Here is an 18117-nt window from a genome sequence, read left to right as displayed (position 1 = left end):
TCCTTTTGCACAACTCACTTCCTTTTGCACAACTCGAACTCCTTTTTGCACAACTCGTACCCTCTTTTGCACAACTCGTACCCTCTTTTGCACAACTCAAATTCTTTTTTGCACAACTCAAGCTTCCTTTTGCACAACTCACTTCCTTTTGCACAACTCGAACTCCTTTTTGCACAACTCGTACCCTCTTTTGCACAACTCAAATTCTCTTTTGCACAACTCAAGCTTCCTTTTGCACAACTCACTTCCTTTTGCACAACTCGCAGCTCCTTTTGCACAACTCGAACTCCTTTTTGCACAACTCGTACCCTCTTTTGCACAACTCAAGCTTCCTTTTGCACAACTCAAGCTCCCTTTTGCACAACTCAAACTCCCTTTTACACAACTCACTTCCCTAGCGGCAAATCCAACCATCTTTCCCCATCAATTATTTCCATTTTTCATCCAATTTATCTGAATAAAATTCGATTGCTTTGCTATATGCCAATATTTGTTTATCTTTTGTTGTTTCGATTATGCATTTTAATAATAATTCCATTGATTCTTGATGTTGTTCAAGGTTATATAGTGTCATAGCAAAAAATACTTGAATGGCTTTGTTTGAAGGAAAGAGTTGGATTGCTTTTTGAAAGGTTTGGGCTGATTTTTCGTATTGACCTAATGTTCTGTATGTACTGCCTAATCCTAGTAATGCACCTTCGAGATTTTCATGATCTAATCCTAGACTTATGGCTCTTTCATAATAAGGAACTGCTTTTGCTTCTTCACCTAATACATCGAAACTCCATGCACATTGATAATGGATCTGAGCATTATTTGGAAATTGATCAGCTAAGTCTACTAAAAGTAAATTTGACTTTTTATAGAAACCATTATTTCGTAATTCTATTGCAGTTTGTATACTTTCTTCCATATAAATTCCTCCATATTCAAATTCAACTGTTGTATCCATTTTAATGCATATAGACTTTCCGCATCCAACCAAAAAAGCTGCACAACTATTAATTGCGCAGCTCTTTCAACCTTTTTATCTAAAACATTGAAATGACCAAATATTATTTCTGCTAATAATTCTGAAACTCCAACGATTGTTACGAGTACTCCAACGATAGCCCATTACTTGATCTCTTGTTACGGCAATAGGATAGAACCAGAAGTTACTTCCTCCAAAGGTCCAGATATACGTATTCCTAAACAAACATGAGCTTATTCCACTAGATCCTTGTCTGCTTGAATCCCTTGCAGGTGCGAATGCTGGTGGTGCCGCAGTTGGCATTTGTCCAGTTGGACCTCCTCCTGGTGTTCCTGGTGGAAAACCTGGTTGCCCTCCTGGTGGAAAAGCTGGTGGATAACCCGGTTGCCCTCCCGGCGGAAATCCTGGTGGGAATCCCGGTGGGAATCCCGGTGAACCCCCTGGGAATCCTGGTTGCCCTCCCGGTGGTCCAAATGGTGGAGGCATCGAAGGTCTTCCAGGGAAATTTTGAGGCGAAGTCAATTAAATCCCTCCTTTCATCATAAAGTAATATATGAAAAGTGGGTGACTAGCCCTCCACGTTAGCCCTGTTTTAAAAATTAGTTACCTAAAAAACATGACTAAGAAACCTGGACAATTATCCTTCTATTACTTCTTGATAAAGATTGAAGAATTCACTTAATCTTTCAAAAATCTTTTCAAAACCAATGGATATAACAGAAATCTGAACAATATTATGTTTTTTAAGATAAGAACTTTCGTCATGCAACAAGAATCCATTCAATTTTGCATCTTCGCTAAAATTAGAAAGCGCTTTGGGTAATTTTAACGTAACAATCATTGGATAAGTTGCTTTTTCGACAATACAATATTGTGAAAAAGGAGAATTACGTAATTGGTCAAAGCGTGATTTAAGAGTATCAAAACGCGTTGGGTACATCTGTAATGCCGAGAGTGTATTCGAAACCAAATACGCAGGTAATGTAAAAGGAACAGGATGATTAAAATAATGTTCCAAGTTTACATATAATGGTGCATCATTAGTACCTGGTTTTTGATTTAAAAAGACAAATGCAAGACCACTTAATGCACCAATTGCTTTTCCACTTACAGCTGTTGCTAAATATAACTGCTCCATTGAAAAAGGAAATGCCCCAAAGGTGCTGATGCAATCTACACAAACATTTACATTGTATTTTCTTGTTAACTTTAATACTGGTTCTAAATCATTGCACATTCCAGTTGAAGTTTCTCCGTGTACAAAACTAATCCATTTATATTCCCCAGTACATAAATGTTGTTCTAATTCTAGTAAATTAAAAGCCTCTCCCCATTTATACGTACAACTATCAAATGATAACTTCCAATTTTCCGCTTGTCTTATTAGCCGTTCACCAAACTCTCCATTTGCTAACATTAAACCTTTGGAATCTTTAAAATCTGCTTTGATTTGCCCTAACATCACGTCATTTGCTAATGTACCTGTACCAACGAAGGGGGTAACGTATTTTGCACTAGAAAGATGCAATAATTGGTTATTCATCTCTTTATAGAGAGTGAAAAACTTGGTCGATCGATGGGATGTTCCAGTATGTTCTAAAGGTTGAAGTTGTTCAACTGGACCAGGAAAGAAATTATGTTGCTTCAATCGTATTTGTTCACTCATCACATCACAGTTTTCCCTTGTTAAGATCATTGGCAAAAATGTCGCCTCAGCTGTTCCAATCATTTCTCCAAATTGTTGGAATCCTAACCGTCGATATAGTTTTTCTTCTTTTGTAATTCCGGAAATAACTGCTGCTGAATATTCCTTGTTATATACGTAAGTATAAATTGCTTTTGCTAATTGACTAAACACGCGACCATTTCGATAGTCTTTTTTAACAGCTAACAACCGAATTTCGCAAAGCTTTTCACATACCTCTTTGTCAAGTTTCAACTCTACTTTTCCAATCTTTTCATCCAATGAAAATGGCCTTTTATCACGAAAAGCTAACATCCCTACCATTTCTGTATCTTTATAAACAACTAAGTATGTATTTTCATCATGAAATCGGTCAACCAATCTTCTTTCTTCATTTGATTGGTGTTGAGGAATCTCTTCTACAAATGTTTCGTAATTTAGTTTTGCTATCTCATCAAATTCCTTATCAGTTGTTGCAATTTTACACCAATACATCGTCATCTCCACCTTATCATTAAGCTTTCTCTATGTTTCCAAGTAATCATTACTAAAGCAAATATTATCGGGAAGTACATTTGTTTATGTAGCAGAAAAATTGAAGCACTATATACGATAAAACCAAACACCATACTTTTGGTTAAACTTTTGGTAAAAGGTAATGCTACGATCGTACCGATAGCTAATGTTAAAAATAGGATTGGATTTAAACTGATCAATCCTCCAATCATTGTTGCTACGCCCTTTCCTCCTTTAAGACGTAGGAATATTGGGAAAAGATGCCCTAAAATACAAAATAAAACACCAAAAGAAATAATCATCTCATCAAGCCCTAAATATTTACCATATAAAAATGCCACAACACCCTTTAATGCATCCCCAAAGAAAACAAAACAAAATGCTAGTTTACCAAGCGTTCGCCCGGCATTACGTGCTCCCACATTTCCACTATTCTCGTTCTGCAAGGATACTCCATACCATTTACCAACAATCCAGCCAGTCATAAAATTACCTATAAAATAACATATGACAAAATACATTATTATCTCCAAATAATCACCGCTACTTTTTTATTTTTGCGTCACTGTTTTATTTATTTCGCTATATTTTGATAAAAACCTTCCTACTAACTAAGTACATTAGAATCGATATTATTTTCCTATTAATATGACAAATTGCTTAAGCATTATTGACTAATTATAGTGAACGGTCTATTATTTAAATTGCACAAATCAATTTTATGAAAATTAATGTCATGAAATGATTTTTTATTTTAATGGAGGTATTGAGATGGCTGATAAGAAAAATGTAGATTCAACTTCACGTCGTGCATTTCTGAAAACTTCAGGAGTTGCATTGGGCGGTCTAATCGTTGGTGGTGGCGTTACTTCTTTACTTACAGGTAAGGCTTCTACAGAAAAAAAACAAACGAAAACAACTAAAGTGGATTATTCTGAAGCACTTCAATTTTTCAAAAGAAGTTCAGATTTTGACGCATTGAGTGCTGCTACTGAGGCTATTTATCCAGAGGATGAAAATGGACCAGGTGCTATTAAACTAGGCGTTCCATACTATATCGATAAACAACTAGCAGGTAGTTATGGCCATAATGTTAACGACTATATGAAAATACCTTTCCAAGAAGGTGAAGCTCCCCTTTACAATGCTGATATCATCTTGCAAGGCGTTCGTCGTCTAAACGAAGTAAGTAATACTCAACACAAAAAATTATTCAAAGAGCTTACTGAAGATCAACAAATTGAAATCTTAACACAATTTGAACAAGGTAAAGTAAAAATGCGTCTAGTCAACTCTGCTTTATTCTTTGCATTACTTCGCAAAATGACACTAGAAGGTTGTTACTGTGATCCAGTTTACGGTGGAAACAAGAACATGGCCGGATGGAAAATGAAAGAATATCCAGGTGCGCAAATGTCATATGCCAATATTGTTGAAGAAGAAAAGTTTGTTAAAATGCAACCGGTTAGCTTAGCAAGTCATAAATAAAAACTTACATAAATGGAGGAACTTAAAATGGTTAAAAAACTACCAAAAGTGGATGTTGTCACTACAGGTATGGGCTGGACAGGCGGTATTGTTTCAGCTGAATTAACAAAAGCCGGATTTAAAGTAGTCGGTTTAGAACGAGGCGAGGAACGCACAACAGAAGACTATCTACATGGTCACGATGAAGTAAAATATACTGTACGCAAAGAGTTAATGCATAAACTAAGCAAAGATACGATTACATTCCGTAATAATTTAAATGAAGTTGCAAAACCCGTACGTAATATTGCTTCTCTAACTATCGGTGAAGGTACTGGGGGCGGCGGCGCTCACTGGGGTGCACAAACACACCGCTATTACCCTTATGATTTTGAAATCCGTACCCTAACAGAAAAAAAATATGGAAAAAATAAAATTCCAAAAGACATGCTTATTCAAGACTGGGGCATCACTTATGATGAACTAGAACCTTATTATGTTAAATTCGAAGAAATGGCTGGAATTTCTGGGGAAGTTGACCCTCTTGCTGGTAAACGATCAAAAGATTACCCTAACCCTCCAATGAAAAAAACACCATCTATGAAACTATTCCAAAAAGCATGTGAAGACCTTGGATATCATCCATATACTGTTCCATCTGCTACTGCTTCTCAATTTTATAAAAACCCTGATGGTGAACAGCTAAGCGCATGTCAATATTGCTCTTTCTGTGGTAACTATGGCTGTGAATATGGCGCAAAAGCTGATCCAATTGTTACTGTTATTCCAACAGCTAAAAAGACAGGCAATTTCGAATTACGTACAAATTCAGAAGTAACTCGTGTTTTATATGAAAACGGGAAAGCAACTGGTGTCCTTTATCGCGATACACGCACTGGTGTCGAATACGAACAACCAGCTGATTTAGTCGTTCTAACAAGTTATACATTTAATAATGTTCGTTTATTGCTTTTATCAGGAATTGGCACACCTTATAATCCTAAAACTGGTACAGGTATAATCGGGAAAAACTACTGTGATCACCATACTATTATGGGAGCTACAGGTTTCTTTGACGATGAAAAATTCAATTTATTCATTGGTACAGGTTCTCTAGGAATGGCATGTTCTGACTTTACTGTTGATAACTTTGACCATTCAAACGTTGACTTCATCCATGGTGGTCAAATTGAGATGCACCAATTTGGAAATGAGCCAATTAGTAATAATGCGGTTCCTATGGGCACACCAACATGGGGAAAAGAATTTAAAAAAGCTTCTTTAAAATATTCAAACCGTCAAATTTCTGTTGTCGCTCAACGCGGTATTATGCCTTGGAAACAACACTATCTTGATCTTGACCCTAATTACAAAGATGCATATGGTGATCCATTAATCCGTGCAACTTTTGACTACACAGACCAAGACCGCAATTTAAATGAATTTTTAGTCGAAAAATGTGCAGGCGTCCTTAAAAAAATGGGTGCTTCTAAAATTGACAAACACGTAATGCCTGAACATTTTGGTGGTAATTTCACTTACCAACATGATGCTGGTGGCGCTATCATGGGGAATGACCCTAAAACTTCTGCAGTCAATAAATATTTACAAATGTGGGATTGTGAAAATCTATTCGTTTGCGGAGCATCTGCATTCCCTCACTTCGGAACAACTAACCCAACAACAACTTTAGGTGCACTTACTTACCATGCAACTGAAGGTATGATTAAATACTTAAAAAAAGGCGGACAATTAGTAAAATAATAGTTTCCTATTCGAAAAGACCACTTCAATCATAATTAGAAGTGGTCTTTTTACTATATTTGTAAACAGAGGAAGTATATTTAGATTGACCTACGAATTTTAAATGTCTTATGATTAAGTAAAACTTCCATTTGTGGAGGTCATACTTCCTACAAAATGTGTTGTTTTTAATTAGATTTATTTTTCACTTTATTTTTTAGTGACATACTACCTATTAAGATGTAGGATAAATCTATTAAGAGCGAGGTGTAAGCGATGACAAAAAAGGACGCAAAACAAAATATCATCCATGCTGCTTCTTATTTATTTCAATCGCAAGGATATCATGCAACAGGTATTAATGAGATTATTGAAGTCAGTGGTTGCCCAAAAGGTTCACTCTACTATCACTTTCCAAATGGTAAAGAGGAAATCGTACTTGCATTTTTAGAATCTACTAAAATAAATGCAGCCGAAGAAATGCAAGAAATCTTTGATAAATATCCTATAAAAATGGCTGTTGCTTACTATGTAAAGCATATTGCAACTCAAGTAATGGATAGTAATCGTAAAGCTTATCGAATCGGTTTAGTCGCACTTGAATCTTCTAGTATTAGTGAAGCTGTACGCCAAAAATGTATAGAAACGTTTGATTATTGGAAAGCGATTTTTCAAGGATATTTTGCCAAAGCAGGATATAGCGAGAAGGATTCAGAAAGGCTCGCTGATTTATTTATTGTATCAATGGAAGGAAATTTAACGATAAGCGTGACGTATCAAGATAGTTCGATCATGCTAAAATGGTTAGAACAATTTCTTATAATTATGGATACATATCATCCATCACACTAATATTGTGAGTATCAATTTTTGATGTAAATCATTAATTGTTACTCCTTTATTTCCTCATTTAATCGTACCCCCTCTTCCTACCCACTAAAACTTTACATATAGTTTTAAAAAAATTTTTTCAAATATGTATGCCCATCTAAAATCTGAAGCATATCCTTATAAAGACGACTAATATAAAGGTGGCGGTTCTTTGTTTATCTACGTCGTAAATTATGGTGATTCGATCTTTTCTATTGCCAATAAGTTTAATGTGACAATGGATAGCATTCGGATTACAAACGGATTATCTTCGGACAGAATAGTTCCGGGGCAAGATTTACTAATACCTACTGACCAATATATTGTTCAACCTGGCGATTCTTTATATACGATTTCTCAGATGGCGATGGTACCTGTTGATCGGATTAAAGCTTATAACGGTCTTCAGTCTAATATGCTAAGTGTTGGAACACTACTTTACCTTCCACCTAGAGAAAAATATACCGCATACAGCTTTGGTTATATCTTCCCTACCACGCCCGAAAATGATGAAATGATTACACGAACTTTTGCACCAATTACCACATACTATGGCATTTTCGAACACCATGTAGATGCCAATGGCAATTTAAGTCCACTTAACGATCAAGGCATCGTAAATCTGTCTCGGCAAAATTATGTTGCACCCATTGCTGTCATTACAAACTTAACAAGTACTGGCTTTAGCTCTGCTATTCTGCGTAAAATTCTACCCTCCCCTTCTTTAAGACAAAATCTTATTGAAAATATCTATCTATTATTGACAAGTACAAATTACGCAGGCGTCAATATCGATTTTGAATTAGTGCCTGAATCAGAAAGAGATAATTACACTACCTTCTTAAGAGAATTACGAGATCGCATAAAACCAGAAGGATATTCTCTATCAGTAGCAATTCCTTATAAAACCAGTGCGACAGAACCAGAATGGAATAAGGGATATGATTATGGTGGAATAGGTGCGGTAGTCGATTTTGCATTTCTCATGGCTTATGATTGGCACGAAGCAGGAAGTGAACCTGGTCCTGTTGCACCGTTCAACGAAGTAAGAAAGACGGTCAACTATGCCATTGAAACAATGGGAGCTAACAAAGTAATTCTAGGAACTCCTCGTTATGGCTATGACTGGACAATGTCAGATGGCTCAGTAGAAAGTGCAAGAGCTCTTTCAGTAGCAGATGCCTATAGAACAGCAATGGATAATAACGTACCCATTTCGTATTCAGCCGAATATCAACAACCCTTCTTCACTTATTGGGATGTAGAAGGAAAACGACATATTGTCTGGTTTGAAGATGCTAGAGCTCTTGCCCAAAAACTACAACTCGTTACAGATCGGCGTTTAAGAGGTATCGGGTCATGGCATCTAGGTCTACCATTTACACAATTCGCTGTGTTAATAAGAGAATTTTTTAACATTAGAAAAATTTTATAATTGATCTTTTTAAGGAATATCTTATAAAAATATTAGATATTCCTTTCTTTTTCATGATTCAGCACATGGTTAGCATTTATCCGCATAACTAATTATTCTACAATAACGTCTTTTCCAGTTTTCTAATCAATTAATCCCTTTCTTTAATTATCAATATCTTACGAATGACGAACAGCAGACTTTAATTATATAATTCGATTAGAAGTAAATTAGGAGAAGATTACATGAGCAAACTTTTAAAAATATTGTTTTTACTATTTGTCATTATTGCTGGATATAAATTCAGTCAAGATATAGAGATGGATTCAAATACGAAGGAAAAAATTTCAACCGCCGCCGAAACTATAAAAACACAAACGAAGGAAACGGTGGAAAAACTACAGAAACAAAAAGAAGTCATTGAGGAGCAAAATCAGGAAAGAAAAGTAGCAGATACGAACATTCCTCAAACTTCAAACAAAAAGAAAATGACGGTTGCAAGTGAGTATGGTCAAGATTGGCATTTATACGAACAACAATACAAAAACTTCACTTTAAAACTTCCTGATAAAAACGGTGGATATATAGCCGGGAAAGGCCGTACCATTTTCGGTGCAACTACTGGTAAAACAACTTATAGCCAATTAAAAGCTGAGCTTGGTAAACCGTTAACAAATATCAGAAAAGGAAACGACATTTATCAGCTTCAAAATAACAAGGAACAATTAGTCTATCCTATCGATGGTTATTTCGTGACGTTCTTCTTTGATGTACACAATAACAATAAGTTACGCTCTGTCCAATATATAAAGAAAAGTGTTGAAATGCAAAAAGACGGCTATTATGGCGAGGCATCCAATAAGCTGAGAGCAGGATATGAAGCGTTAATGGTTGAACTGATCAACGAAAGCCGCGTTGAGTTTGGTTTAAAACCATTAGCATACGATAAAGGACTCACCGTTGAAACTCGTCAACATAGCCAAGATATGATTGACCATCAATTCTTCTCTCACACCGGAAGCGATGGAAGCCAACCACACGAACGGATGCAAGCAGCAGGCTATCAAGAAAGAATGTATGCTGAAAATATTGCCTACGGGCAATATAGCAGTATTTATGCGCACGAAGGACTCATGAATAGTCTCGGTCACAGAAAAAATATCCTAAACCCTGATTTAACCCATGTTGGTGTCGGAGTTGCCTTTGACGCAAATAATGTTCCGTATTATACCATTAACTTTTATACGCCTTTTTAAATAGAAAAAATGCAGCTGGACAATGAAAATTTCATCCAGTTGCATTTTTATTTGACCTAAAATCTATCAATTTTCACTAAAAGCTATTTTTATTCCAATCAACATAAAGATTACGCCTTGTATCTTGTTTAAACGTTTTGCAACGGCTGGTTTTCCAATAAGCCATTTTCGTAAAGTACTCGCAAATATACTGAAGAGACAAAATAAAATAAATGCCGCCACTAAAAAGACAATTCCTAACGTAAACATTTGAAGAGAAACATGTCCAGCTTTTGGATTGACAAATTGCGGTAATAAGGCAAGGAAGAACAGGGACACTTTCGGATTTAATACATTCATCAATATTCCTCTTTTATATAAAGTCCAATATGCCATTTTAGAATGTTTGCTAATCGAAAAAGGCTCACTTTTTGCTAGGAAGGACTGCCACGCTAAATAGATTAAATAGCCCGCCCCCGCAAATTTCACAACGGTAAAAATAAGCGTTGACTGATAAATAATCGCTGAAATACCGAGCACTGCTGCCGATATATGAACGAGTAACCCCGTACATAATCCCAATGTTATATAAATTCCCGCTTTCCAACTCTGCGTTAAGCTTTGTGCCAACACAAACAAATTGTCAGGGCCTGGCATTATGCAAAGAATGATTGATGCGCCTAAAAAAGAGAATAAAATAGACAATGATATCATTTGAATTTCACATCCTTCGATCAAATCTATGTTTCTATTATGCATTAAATAGAATATTCCGTCATTAATATCTCTATTTCTTCAATATCGATAAAAAGAAAATACAAATTCTATTTGGGATTCATTCTTTTTTCTATTTTCTTGAATTCTTCACTATCAATCTTAGGTGGTTCTTCATCGTTCTCTTTTAATATCCAACTAATCATTCCAGTGATTATTGAAAATATTATAACACCTTGCCATTCTATCTTAATATCCACCATAAATTTATCAAGTAATTGAATTAAGATCAATGTCAATCCTGTATCCAATAAAAAAGATAACAGCCCTTTACTAGAACGAATTATACCAACAGAATACAATGCTTTCGGTATTGCATTTGATAGTAATGAGAGGGGTATTTCAAGTACTAAATAGAAAACAAAGAAGAACACTAAAGAACCTATTGAAGCATACTGCAATCCAAGTAATCTCAAAACCATCAATTCAAAAAAGCTAATACCTAGTAAAAAAATTAGTACAATTGACAAACAAATTACGATTGTTTTTATACTGCTGATCGTAAACACTTCCCATTAATAATTATGAATGATACGTTTCGTTGATTGATTGCAAACACCTTTTCTTTCATGCATTATTCCCTTACCCTATCCACGAATTAGGATTTATCTTAAGTCCAGTTTTCATTTCAACTAGTCGTCTATTTTTGATTTAACTAAATATTCACCCAGATTATATCAAGAAAATCTAATTTACAAGAATAATTTAATAGTTCTCAAGATAATTGTCCATCGCTTGTTACAACTTAAGAATACTCTATAACAGCAAGACAAAACAAAATGGAAAGGAGTGAATCATTTATGTCAAGTAGCAAAAGAAGCAGAAGTAGCGAACGTAGCAAAAGTAGAGATAGAGATAGAGATAGAGAAAGACCTGCTAGACAAACAACTGAAAATTCGGAAGATATAACTCAAGTTCAAGATCAAAAGTTAGTTATCAAAAATTCTCACGCTGTTAATGTAACACAAACTGAAGTTCAAGGTCTTGTTGTCATTCAAGCTGCCCTACAAGCTGCGATCGAAGCTGTAGTTTCAGTATTAAGTTCCGACGAAAATGCTAACGTTGAAAAGCTTCAAAAAATAGCACAAGATTTAGATGTTACACAAGTAGAATCTCAAAAAGTTGTGATTATTGACTCTGGTGAAGTAACAGTTAGTCAAACAGAACTTCAAATTGATGTAGTAGTACAAGCAGCTATCCAATTACTCGCTCAGTTAGCTTTAAGAGTTGGTTCTACCTCTTCACTTAACGAATAACCAATTAATCGTAAAAGCCATCCTATAAAATATCGGATGGCTTTTACGGGATCTCTTTCACTCTACCCACTTGAAAACACTACATGGCAGCAACAGATTGGCCACCTCAAGGATGCAAAAAACATTATCGTAGAAGATGGCTATATTAAACAGGTCTCAGCAAAAGGTACTTGGATCATTTCCACTTTTGCTCATACTTTATAACAGCCACCGAACGCTTTTTAGAAGACTTTTCCCCCTACTTTGCTATTAGAGAAATTTAGACATTGTTATAGAAAAAGACCTTGTACTCAGGCAAGGTCTTCTATTTTATATATCAATCAGTACTTTGAAAATATTCTTTACATAATATATACAAACCTATTAACCAAATCCCTATCAAAAACAAAATAAAATATTGCAAGTGAAAGGTTTTAATAAAATTTAATATAAGCCATTTCTTATGATATCCATCATAACTTAAAACATATTTGCTGGTTTTAAATTTTCATCATATGATTTGTGGAAGAATTGCTCACTTCCTAAAGTTTCAAGTTCATCGTTTAACCAATCAAATAATTCTTTATTACCTTTTTTCACTGCAGGTGCAACCTTGTGCGCTTTCCTCCTTTTTCATATTGATGATTATTAAGATAATCGTTTACCAGAAAAAGTAACTTTTAATCTATCTTCTGTATAACCTGCTTGCATTTCAATATTTGCTTTTTTCATTGTAAACAAAATAATAATGCCCACGACTAATAATATAGCAAGTACGATCATACCCGTTGTTAATGAAAACATCCCTAATAATGTAGGACCAACAAAACCACCTAATGCTGCAAATGAATTAACAAGTGCAATGCCAACAGGTGCTGTTGATTCTGTAAAGAAGAATGTTAAATATGCAAAGAAGCAACCCGTGAAACCGTATAAACCAGCTGATGCTAATGATAACATTGCAATCATTGGCCAGACAGTTGTCATAAGTGCACATCCTATGAAACCAATTGTAGCAACACCTAAACAGATGAGTAAATGAAGTTTATGCTTACCCGTACGGTCAGCGCTTATCCCTGTGAAAATAATTGCTGGTATACCAATTAATGAAGGAAGCATAGACAGCCAACCAATTTGCATTGTAGATGAGCTTTCGGATAATGATTGAATAATAGTCGGAACCCAGAATGATAAACCATAAATGCCTGTATAGCCAGCGAAGTAAAAAGCAGCTAATTTGTATCAGCCGTATTGCCAATCATTAATACAAGCGCTGACGTAGGTTATGGCTCTGTTATTGCCATTACTACAGGTTTTTCTGTATTTAGTGAAGCGATGGCGAACATTCCGGGAAGTCCATTCATTTCATTGTTTTTAGCAACAACTGCACTAGCTGGTATTACAGGCTCTTCTAGCGGTGGTTTAGGAATAGCTTTGGAAACGCTTTCAAGCACTTATTTGAAGCTTGGTTTAAATCCGAATGCGATGCACCGTGTGATGTCTATTGCCTCAGGTGGCTTAGATTCTTTACCACATAATGGTGCGGTTATTACAATTTTAGTAGCTTCAAAATTAACGCATAAAGATGCATATAAACATATTTTCGCAGTTTCTGTTATTGCGCCACTCATTGCAAGTATTCCAATGTTAATTGCAGCAGTATTATTCTATTAATTTTTATAGGAGGCGTTTGTATGATTCAAGAAGTTGGTGTTATCGGTGCTGGTACGATGGGATTTGGGATTGCCTTTCAATTTATTACAAATGGTACAAAGGTGATTTTGCAAGATATTAACGAACAATCCTTAAATTTAGTGGAAGATAAATTGAATCAGTATTTAAAAATTTACAAAGAAGAAGGCTTTACGTTCAAAGAAACTGATAAACAAATTTTAAATTTATTAACATTAACTACACATATAGAAGATTTATCTAATTGTGATCTTGTGATTGAATCGGCAACTGAAAGTTTACAATTAAAACAACAAATCTTTAAGCAATTAGACGAGCTGTGTAATGAGCATACGATTTTAACATCAAATACGTCTAGCTTAAAGTTATCTGATATTGTGAAAGACGTAGATAAGCATCGCGAAAGAGTAATGCTTACGCACTTCTTCAATCCAGCACATATTGTTCCACTCGTAGAATTGCTTAGAGCACCAGATACGTCAGATGAAGTCTTTAAAACTGTGAAAGAATTTATGGAAACGATGAAGAAGGTTACGATCGAAGTTCGCAAAGAAGTTCCTGGATTAGTAGCCAATCGTATTCAAGTTGCTTTAGCAAGGGAAGCATTATCTTTATTAGAAGATGGCGTCGTTTCTGAGGAAGATTTAGAAGATGCAATTTTCGCAGGACCTGGATTCCGATTTTCTTCGAGCGGTTTATTAAAAATTATGGATTTCGGTGGATTAGATGTATGGGCAATCGTACTAGAACAACTGCAATCTAAAATCGAATCTGAGGTAAGAGCATTCCCTTCATTAAGAAATAAAGTATCTGTAGGTAATTTAGGTGTGAAATCATCGAAAGGATATTTTGAATATCCAGGTAAAGGTTTAGATGAATATGTAATCGAACGAGATCGTTCTTTGATCCAACAGTTAAAAACTTTTGAAAAATTAAAAGGAGGGTTAACGAATGCGTAATGTGCTCGTTACTGGTGCTGCAGGAGGATTAGGTAAGGCAATTGTAAAGAAATTTATTGAAGAGGGCGATTTTGTATATGTAACCGATTTAAAGCTAGAAGATGCAGAAACTGTCGCACAGAAATATGCTGGTAAGGCTGAAGCATTAGCGTTAAACGTAGCAGATAGTGATTCTGTTCACCAAGTGATTGAATATGTGATTGAAAAAGGGCCACTGCATGTTCTAATCAATAACGCTGGATTACAGCATCGCGATAAAATAGAAGATTTCCCTGAAGAAAAATGGGATTTACTCCAAGATGTGATGCTAAAGGGCCCATTTTTAATGACAAAATATGCATTTCCACATATGAAAGAAGCAGGAATTGGTCGGATTATTAACATTTCTTCTGTCCACGGTGAGACAGCAACACCTGAAAAAGCAGCTTATGTAGCTGCAAAGCATGGCGTAATAGGTTTGACGAAAGTAACAGCATTAGAAGGGGCGGCACATAACATTACAGCCAATGCTGTTTTGCCAGGCCCCGTGAAAACTCCTTTATTAATTAAACAATTAAAAGATTTAGAGGAACAACAAGGATTATCTGAAAAACAAGCGCTAGCAAAAATTGTGTATCCGAGACAAGCGATGGAGCGCTTTATTGATGAATCAGAAGTTGCAGATGGTGTGTACTTTTTAGCATCTAATAGTGCATCTGCCATTACAGGAGAAACATTAAGCATATCTGGTGGTATTTAGAAGGAGGGATAACATGTCAGTTTATTTAATCAACGGTAGTCGTACAGCATTCGGTAAATTCGGTGGTATCTTTGCAAATACGACTGATATAGAGTTAGGGGTTACTGCTGTAAAAGGAGCATTAAGTCGTTCAAATGTTGATCCAACAAATATCGATGAAATTGTATTTGGCAATATCATTCAAACGACAAAGGCATCTGCTTATTTATCACGACATATTGGATTGAAGAGTGGATTATCTAAAGAAAGTACGGCACTCACAGTAAATCGTCTATGCGGATCAGGTTTGCAAGCGATTGTGACAGCGAGTGAACAAATAAAACTAGGCAATATTCAAGCTGCCGTTGCTGGTGGAACTGAAAATATGAGTCAAGCACCACAAGTTTTACGCGGGACACGATTTGGTTCACCTAATAAAGCACCAATAGTCGAAGACATGCTCTGGTCAACTTTATATGATGAGTTAGCAGATTGTGGTATGGGAATGACTGCTGAAAATCTTGCGGATCAATACATTATTTCAAGAGAAGAACAAGATGTTTTTTCATATGAATCTCATAAACGAGCTGCTGTGGCTCAAAAAAATGGGCGATTTGCAAAAGAAATTGTCGGTGTAAACGTGAAAACGAAAAAAGGTGATATTGAAGTAATTGTTGATGAGCATGTACGCCCAAACATTGAGCAGGATGATTTAGCAAAGTTAAAGCCTGCTTTCAGAAAAAATGGCACAGTAACAGCCGGAAATGCAAGTGGTATTAATGATGGTGCAGCTGCAGTAGTGTTAGTATCAGAACAATTTTTAAATGAGCACGGATTAACACCACTTGTAAAAGTTGTAGATTCAGCAGTTGCTGGCGTAGATCCAAAAATCATGGGGATTGGCCCTGCTCCAGCTATTCGTAAATTGTTAGAGAAAACAAATTTAACATTGGCGGATATTGATTTATTTGAACTGAATGAAGCTTTTGCAGCCCAATCATTAGCTGTTGTAAAAGAATTAGGATTAGATACTGAAAAAGTAAATGTAAATGGCGGAGCCGTCGCTTTAGGCCATCCAGTCGGTGCTAGTGGTGCACGTATTGCATATTCACTCGCGTTAGAAATGAATGATAGAAATGTTCGTTATGGTATTGCTAGCTTATGTATTGGTGGCGGTCAAGGTATCGCTGTATTATTTGAAAACGCCTCTTTAGTTTAATATGAAGCAAAAGATAATAATGAAATGAACTAAACATACGCTTAACAAAAAACTAGCATTGGCTATTGAAATAAAATACCTTCTTGTTGAAAATGGTATTCGTTATCGTTAGCAAGAAGGTTTTTGATGCAATAAATGATTTTTTTAACTGCAATACTTCCAGTGATACTTATCACAAACTGTTTTATGTCTAACATTGGACAAATTTGAATATAGGTAAATGTATCTATAAATTTCGAGAAGTAAAGTCTAATTTATTATTCGATTTTTCACTTCCCTTGATTTTTTCACAAATATAGCCAACTACATATTCTCGTGCTGTCATTTCTTCTAGGTCATTATTTTCAGCTAACTCTTCAATTGCCGTCCAGACAGAGCACCATATTGAAGTTTGTTCGTATTTTTTATATGGATGATTCAAAGGTCTCACTCCCCTAATTTTAGTATTTGTTGTATATATCTATGAGGCTAATCTTCTTTCTTAAATATCAGTAAAAATCTATGTATTCTTTGGCTGCAATTTGAGCTTTACATATTAATTGATAAGATGGCCAATGTTTAAAATCCAATTTGCAAGATAATCACTAATCAGAGTGAAAATAGATAAAAAATAAATCTTCGTCTTATCCATTAATCTACCTGACATTACGATAGAAAAAAGAATACAAACAGTTGATAAAATGATTGTAATAATGCTTATATTATTTTTATCCCATGTAGCCTGCAAGTAATTGGCAGAAAATATAAAAATAAAGATAAAAAGTTGTAAATATTTCATTATGTAGAACTCCTTTCGTTACCTATTCTTGTTTTTGCAACAGAGGATCCATAGATTCCCAACATAAAAAAGATACTGAGATCCTACAACTTACATTAAAGCCTATTATCAGAAATATTTTTGGGACGTGCACTTATTCTTAAAAAAACTGTATTTTTAGTTAATCCAACCAAAATCATAAAGAATTTTAGATACCATTGCATATAGCAAGAAGATTGAACCTCCAAAGATAAAAATCATCCACAGATAAAAGTTCACCTTAGTAGAAAAAGGTGTGATTCGTCTAAATGGTTCCCAATCAGGATGACTATAATAAAGATCTCTTGTTTTTCGTCGCGTTCCAAAAAATAATAGACTAATAGGTATTAAAAGAAATGGAATACCTGTATATGGACTTTCCCACAAGTTTATCACTTCCTTTATTTAATGTTGATATATGTATAATTTCTAGTGATTTAAATATTTTTCATCTAATAAGTACAATTTTCTTCTTGAAGATATAGATAGCTTTCTTCTATAGATGGCATCCATTTATATTACTTTAATAAAGAGAATCTATTTTTAAAATAACTTTTGATAATCCATCACTAATTATGATAAAAATAAACATCCAATAAATACGAAAATTTTGTTTTAACTCATATATTTTAGGAATAGCGTACATTGCACAAAATATAATTAAAATTATTACACTTAATTTATAAGGAAACTGTGGTTCTATCACTCTAGTTCCTACATTTAAAGTAAATATTACAATGAAGATGTGATTGTAGTATAGATGTATGGACACACTCTAGTTAAATTATTTATGATAGAACAAACGAGAGGACGTGTCCGAAT

Annotated in this window: 19 protein-coding genes and 2 pseudogenes; 10 read left to right on the top strand and 11 right to left on the bottom strand. The window is 35.0% G+C overall.

The genetic code is table 11. The features are described from left to right. Positions 1-427: 427 nt before the first annotated feature. The 4 genes from Q0977_RS16570 to Q0977_RS16555 form a co-directional block, all read right to left on the bottom strand. Positions 428-913: a tetratricopeptide repeat protein gene (locus Q0977_RS16570; protein WP_119417248.1), complete on the bottom strand. Its 486-nt coding sequence runs from the start codon at positions 911-913 to the stop codon at positions 428-430. Between the two features lie 114 nt (positions 914-1027). Beyond that, positions 1028-1495, bottom strand: a complete 468-nt coding sequence (locus Q0977_RS16565) for a hypothetical protein (protein ID WP_299515931.1) — start codon at positions 1493-1495, stop codon at positions 1028-1030. A gap of 115 nt (positions 1496-1610) precedes the next feature. Next, entirely contained in the window at positions 1611-3152 is a 1542-nt protein-coding gene (locus Q0977_RS16560; protein ID WP_299515929.1) for a GNAT family N-acetyltransferase, read from the bottom strand. A gap of 2 nt (positions 3153-3154) precedes the next feature. Beyond that, positions 3155-3694, bottom strand: a complete 540-nt coding sequence (locus Q0977_RS16555; RefSeq protein ID WP_119417250.1) for a glycerol-3-phosphate acyltransferase — start codon at positions 3692-3694, stop codon at positions 3155-3157. 250 nt (positions 3695-3944) lie between these two features. Here Q0977_RS16555 and Q0977_RS16550 point away from each other — a divergent pair, with 250 nt between their 5' ends. From Q0977_RS16550 to Q0977_RS16530, 5 genes are all read left to right on the top strand, one after another. After that, a complete protein-coding gene (locus tag Q0977_RS16550; protein ID WP_124218673.1) occupies positions 3945-4661 on the top strand; it encodes a gluconate 2-dehydrogenase subunit 3 family protein in 717 nt (238 codons plus the stop codon). A gap of 27 nt (positions 4662-4688) precedes the next feature. After that, complete coding sequence (locus Q0977_RS16545; RefSeq protein WP_124218672.1) at positions 4689-6404, top strand: GMC family oxidoreductase; 1716 nt, start codon at positions 4689-4691, stop codon at positions 6402-6404. Positions 6405-6659: 255 nt separating this feature from the next. Then, complete coding sequence (locus tag Q0977_RS16540; RefSeq protein WP_299515925.1) at positions 6660-7235, top strand: TetR/AcrR family transcriptional regulator; 576 nt, start codon at positions 6660-6662, stop codon at positions 7233-7235. A 190-nt stretch (positions 7236-7425) separates the two neighbouring features. Next, positions 7426-8688: a glycosyl hydrolase family 18 protein gene (locus Q0977_RS16535; protein ID WP_299515923.1), complete on the top strand. Its 1263-nt coding sequence runs from the start codon at positions 7426-7428 to the stop codon at positions 8686-8688. A 224-nt stretch (positions 8689-8912) separates the two neighbouring features. Further along, a complete protein-coding gene (locus Q0977_RS16530) occupies positions 8913-9923 on the top strand; it encodes a CAP domain-containing protein (protein ID WP_299515921.1) in 1011 nt (336 codons plus the stop codon). Positions 9924-9989: 66 nt separating this feature from the next. On the opposite strand, the gene Q0977_RS16525 is transcribed toward Q0977_RS16530, so the two are convergent. After that, on the bottom strand, positions 9990-10613 hold the full coding sequence (locus Q0977_RS16525; RefSeq protein WP_299515933.1) for a LysE family translocator: 624 nt from the start codon (positions 10611-10613) through the stop codon (positions 9990-9992). A 113-nt stretch (positions 10614-10726) separates the two neighbouring features. Continuing rightward, positions 10727-11185 carry a YrvL family regulatory protein gene (locus tag Q0977_RS16520; RefSeq protein WP_299515919.1) on the bottom strand — a complete coding sequence of 153 codons (459 nt, stop codon included), beginning with the start codon at positions 11183-11185 and terminating at the stop codon, positions 10727-10729. Positions 11186-11476: 291 nt separating this feature from the next. Between Q0977_RS16520 and Q0977_RS16515 the strand changes: the two genes are divergently transcribed. Then, positions 11477-11932, top strand: a complete 456-nt coding sequence (locus tag Q0977_RS16515; RefSeq protein ID WP_299515917.1) for a spore coat protein — start codon at positions 11477-11479, stop codon at positions 11930-11932. 459 nt (positions 11933-12391) lie between these two features. On the opposite strand, the pseudogene Q0977_RS16510 reads toward Q0977_RS16515, so the two are convergent. Both Q0977_RS16510 and Q0977_RS16505 read right to left on the bottom strand, forming a co-directional pair. Beyond that, positions 12392-12523 (bottom strand): annotated as a pseudogene (locus Q0977_RS16510) (amino acid ABC transporter substrate-binding protein); the annotation flags it as partial. A 36-nt stretch (positions 12524-12559) separates the two neighbouring features. Next, a pseudogene (locus Q0977_RS16505) lies at positions 12560-13132 on the bottom strand (MFS transporter); the annotation flags it as partial. Positions 13133-13162: 30 nt separating this feature from the next. Here Q0977_RS16505 and Q0977_RS16500 point away from each other — a divergent pair. From Q0977_RS16500 to Q0977_RS16485, 4 genes are read left to right on the top strand one after another with little or no spacing between them, the layout of a single operon-like run. Beyond that, complete coding sequence (locus Q0977_RS16500; protein ID WP_299515915.1) at positions 13163-13585, top strand: hypothetical protein; 423 nt, start codon at positions 13163-13165, stop codon at positions 13583-13585. Positions 13586-13605: 20 nt separating this feature from the next. Then, complete coding sequence (locus Q0977_RS16495; RefSeq protein ID WP_299515913.1) at positions 13606-14562, top strand: 3-hydroxyacyl-CoA dehydrogenase family protein; 957 nt, start codon at positions 13606-13608, stop codon at positions 14560-14562. Then, on the top strand, positions 14555-15301 hold the full coding sequence (locus tag Q0977_RS16490; RefSeq protein ID WP_299515911.1) for a 3-hydroxybutyrate dehydrogenase: 747 nt from the start codon (positions 14555-14557) through the stop codon (positions 15299-15301). The genes Q0977_RS16495 and Q0977_RS16490 overlap by 8 nt, the downstream gene beginning before the upstream one ends. A gap of 13 nt (positions 15302-15314) precedes the next feature. Next, complete coding sequence (locus Q0977_RS16485; RefSeq protein ID WP_299515909.1) at positions 15315-16499, top strand: thiolase family protein; 1185 nt, start codon at positions 15315-15317, stop codon at positions 16497-16499. Between the two features lie 226 nt (positions 16500-16725). On the opposite strand, the gene Q0977_RS16480 is transcribed toward Q0977_RS16485, so the two are convergent. From Q0977_RS16480 to Q0977_RS16470, 3 genes are all read right to left on the bottom strand, one after another. After that, on the bottom strand, positions 16726-16920 hold the full coding sequence (locus Q0977_RS16480) for a hypothetical protein (RefSeq protein WP_299515907.1): 195 nt from the start codon (positions 16918-16920) through the stop codon (positions 16726-16728). A 114-nt stretch (positions 16921-17034) separates the two neighbouring features. Continuing rightward, entirely contained in the window at positions 17035-17277 is a 243-nt protein-coding gene (locus tag Q0977_RS16475) for a hypothetical protein (RefSeq protein WP_299515905.1), read from the bottom strand. Between the two features lie 156 nt (positions 17278-17433). Beyond that, positions 17434-17682, bottom strand: a complete 249-nt coding sequence (locus Q0977_RS16470) for a hypothetical protein (protein ID WP_299515903.1) — start codon at positions 17680-17682, stop codon at positions 17434-17436. Positions 17683-18117: the final 435 nt, after the last annotated feature.

Origin of the sequence: uncultured Rummeliibacillus sp., assembly GCF_934216135.1 — a bacterium.
Classification (GTDB): domain Bacteria; phylum Bacillota; class Bacilli; order Bacillales_A; family Planococcaceae; genus Rummeliibacillus.
Note: the sequence above shows the minus strand (reverse complement) of the source record. Positions and strands in the feature narration are given on the sequence as shown.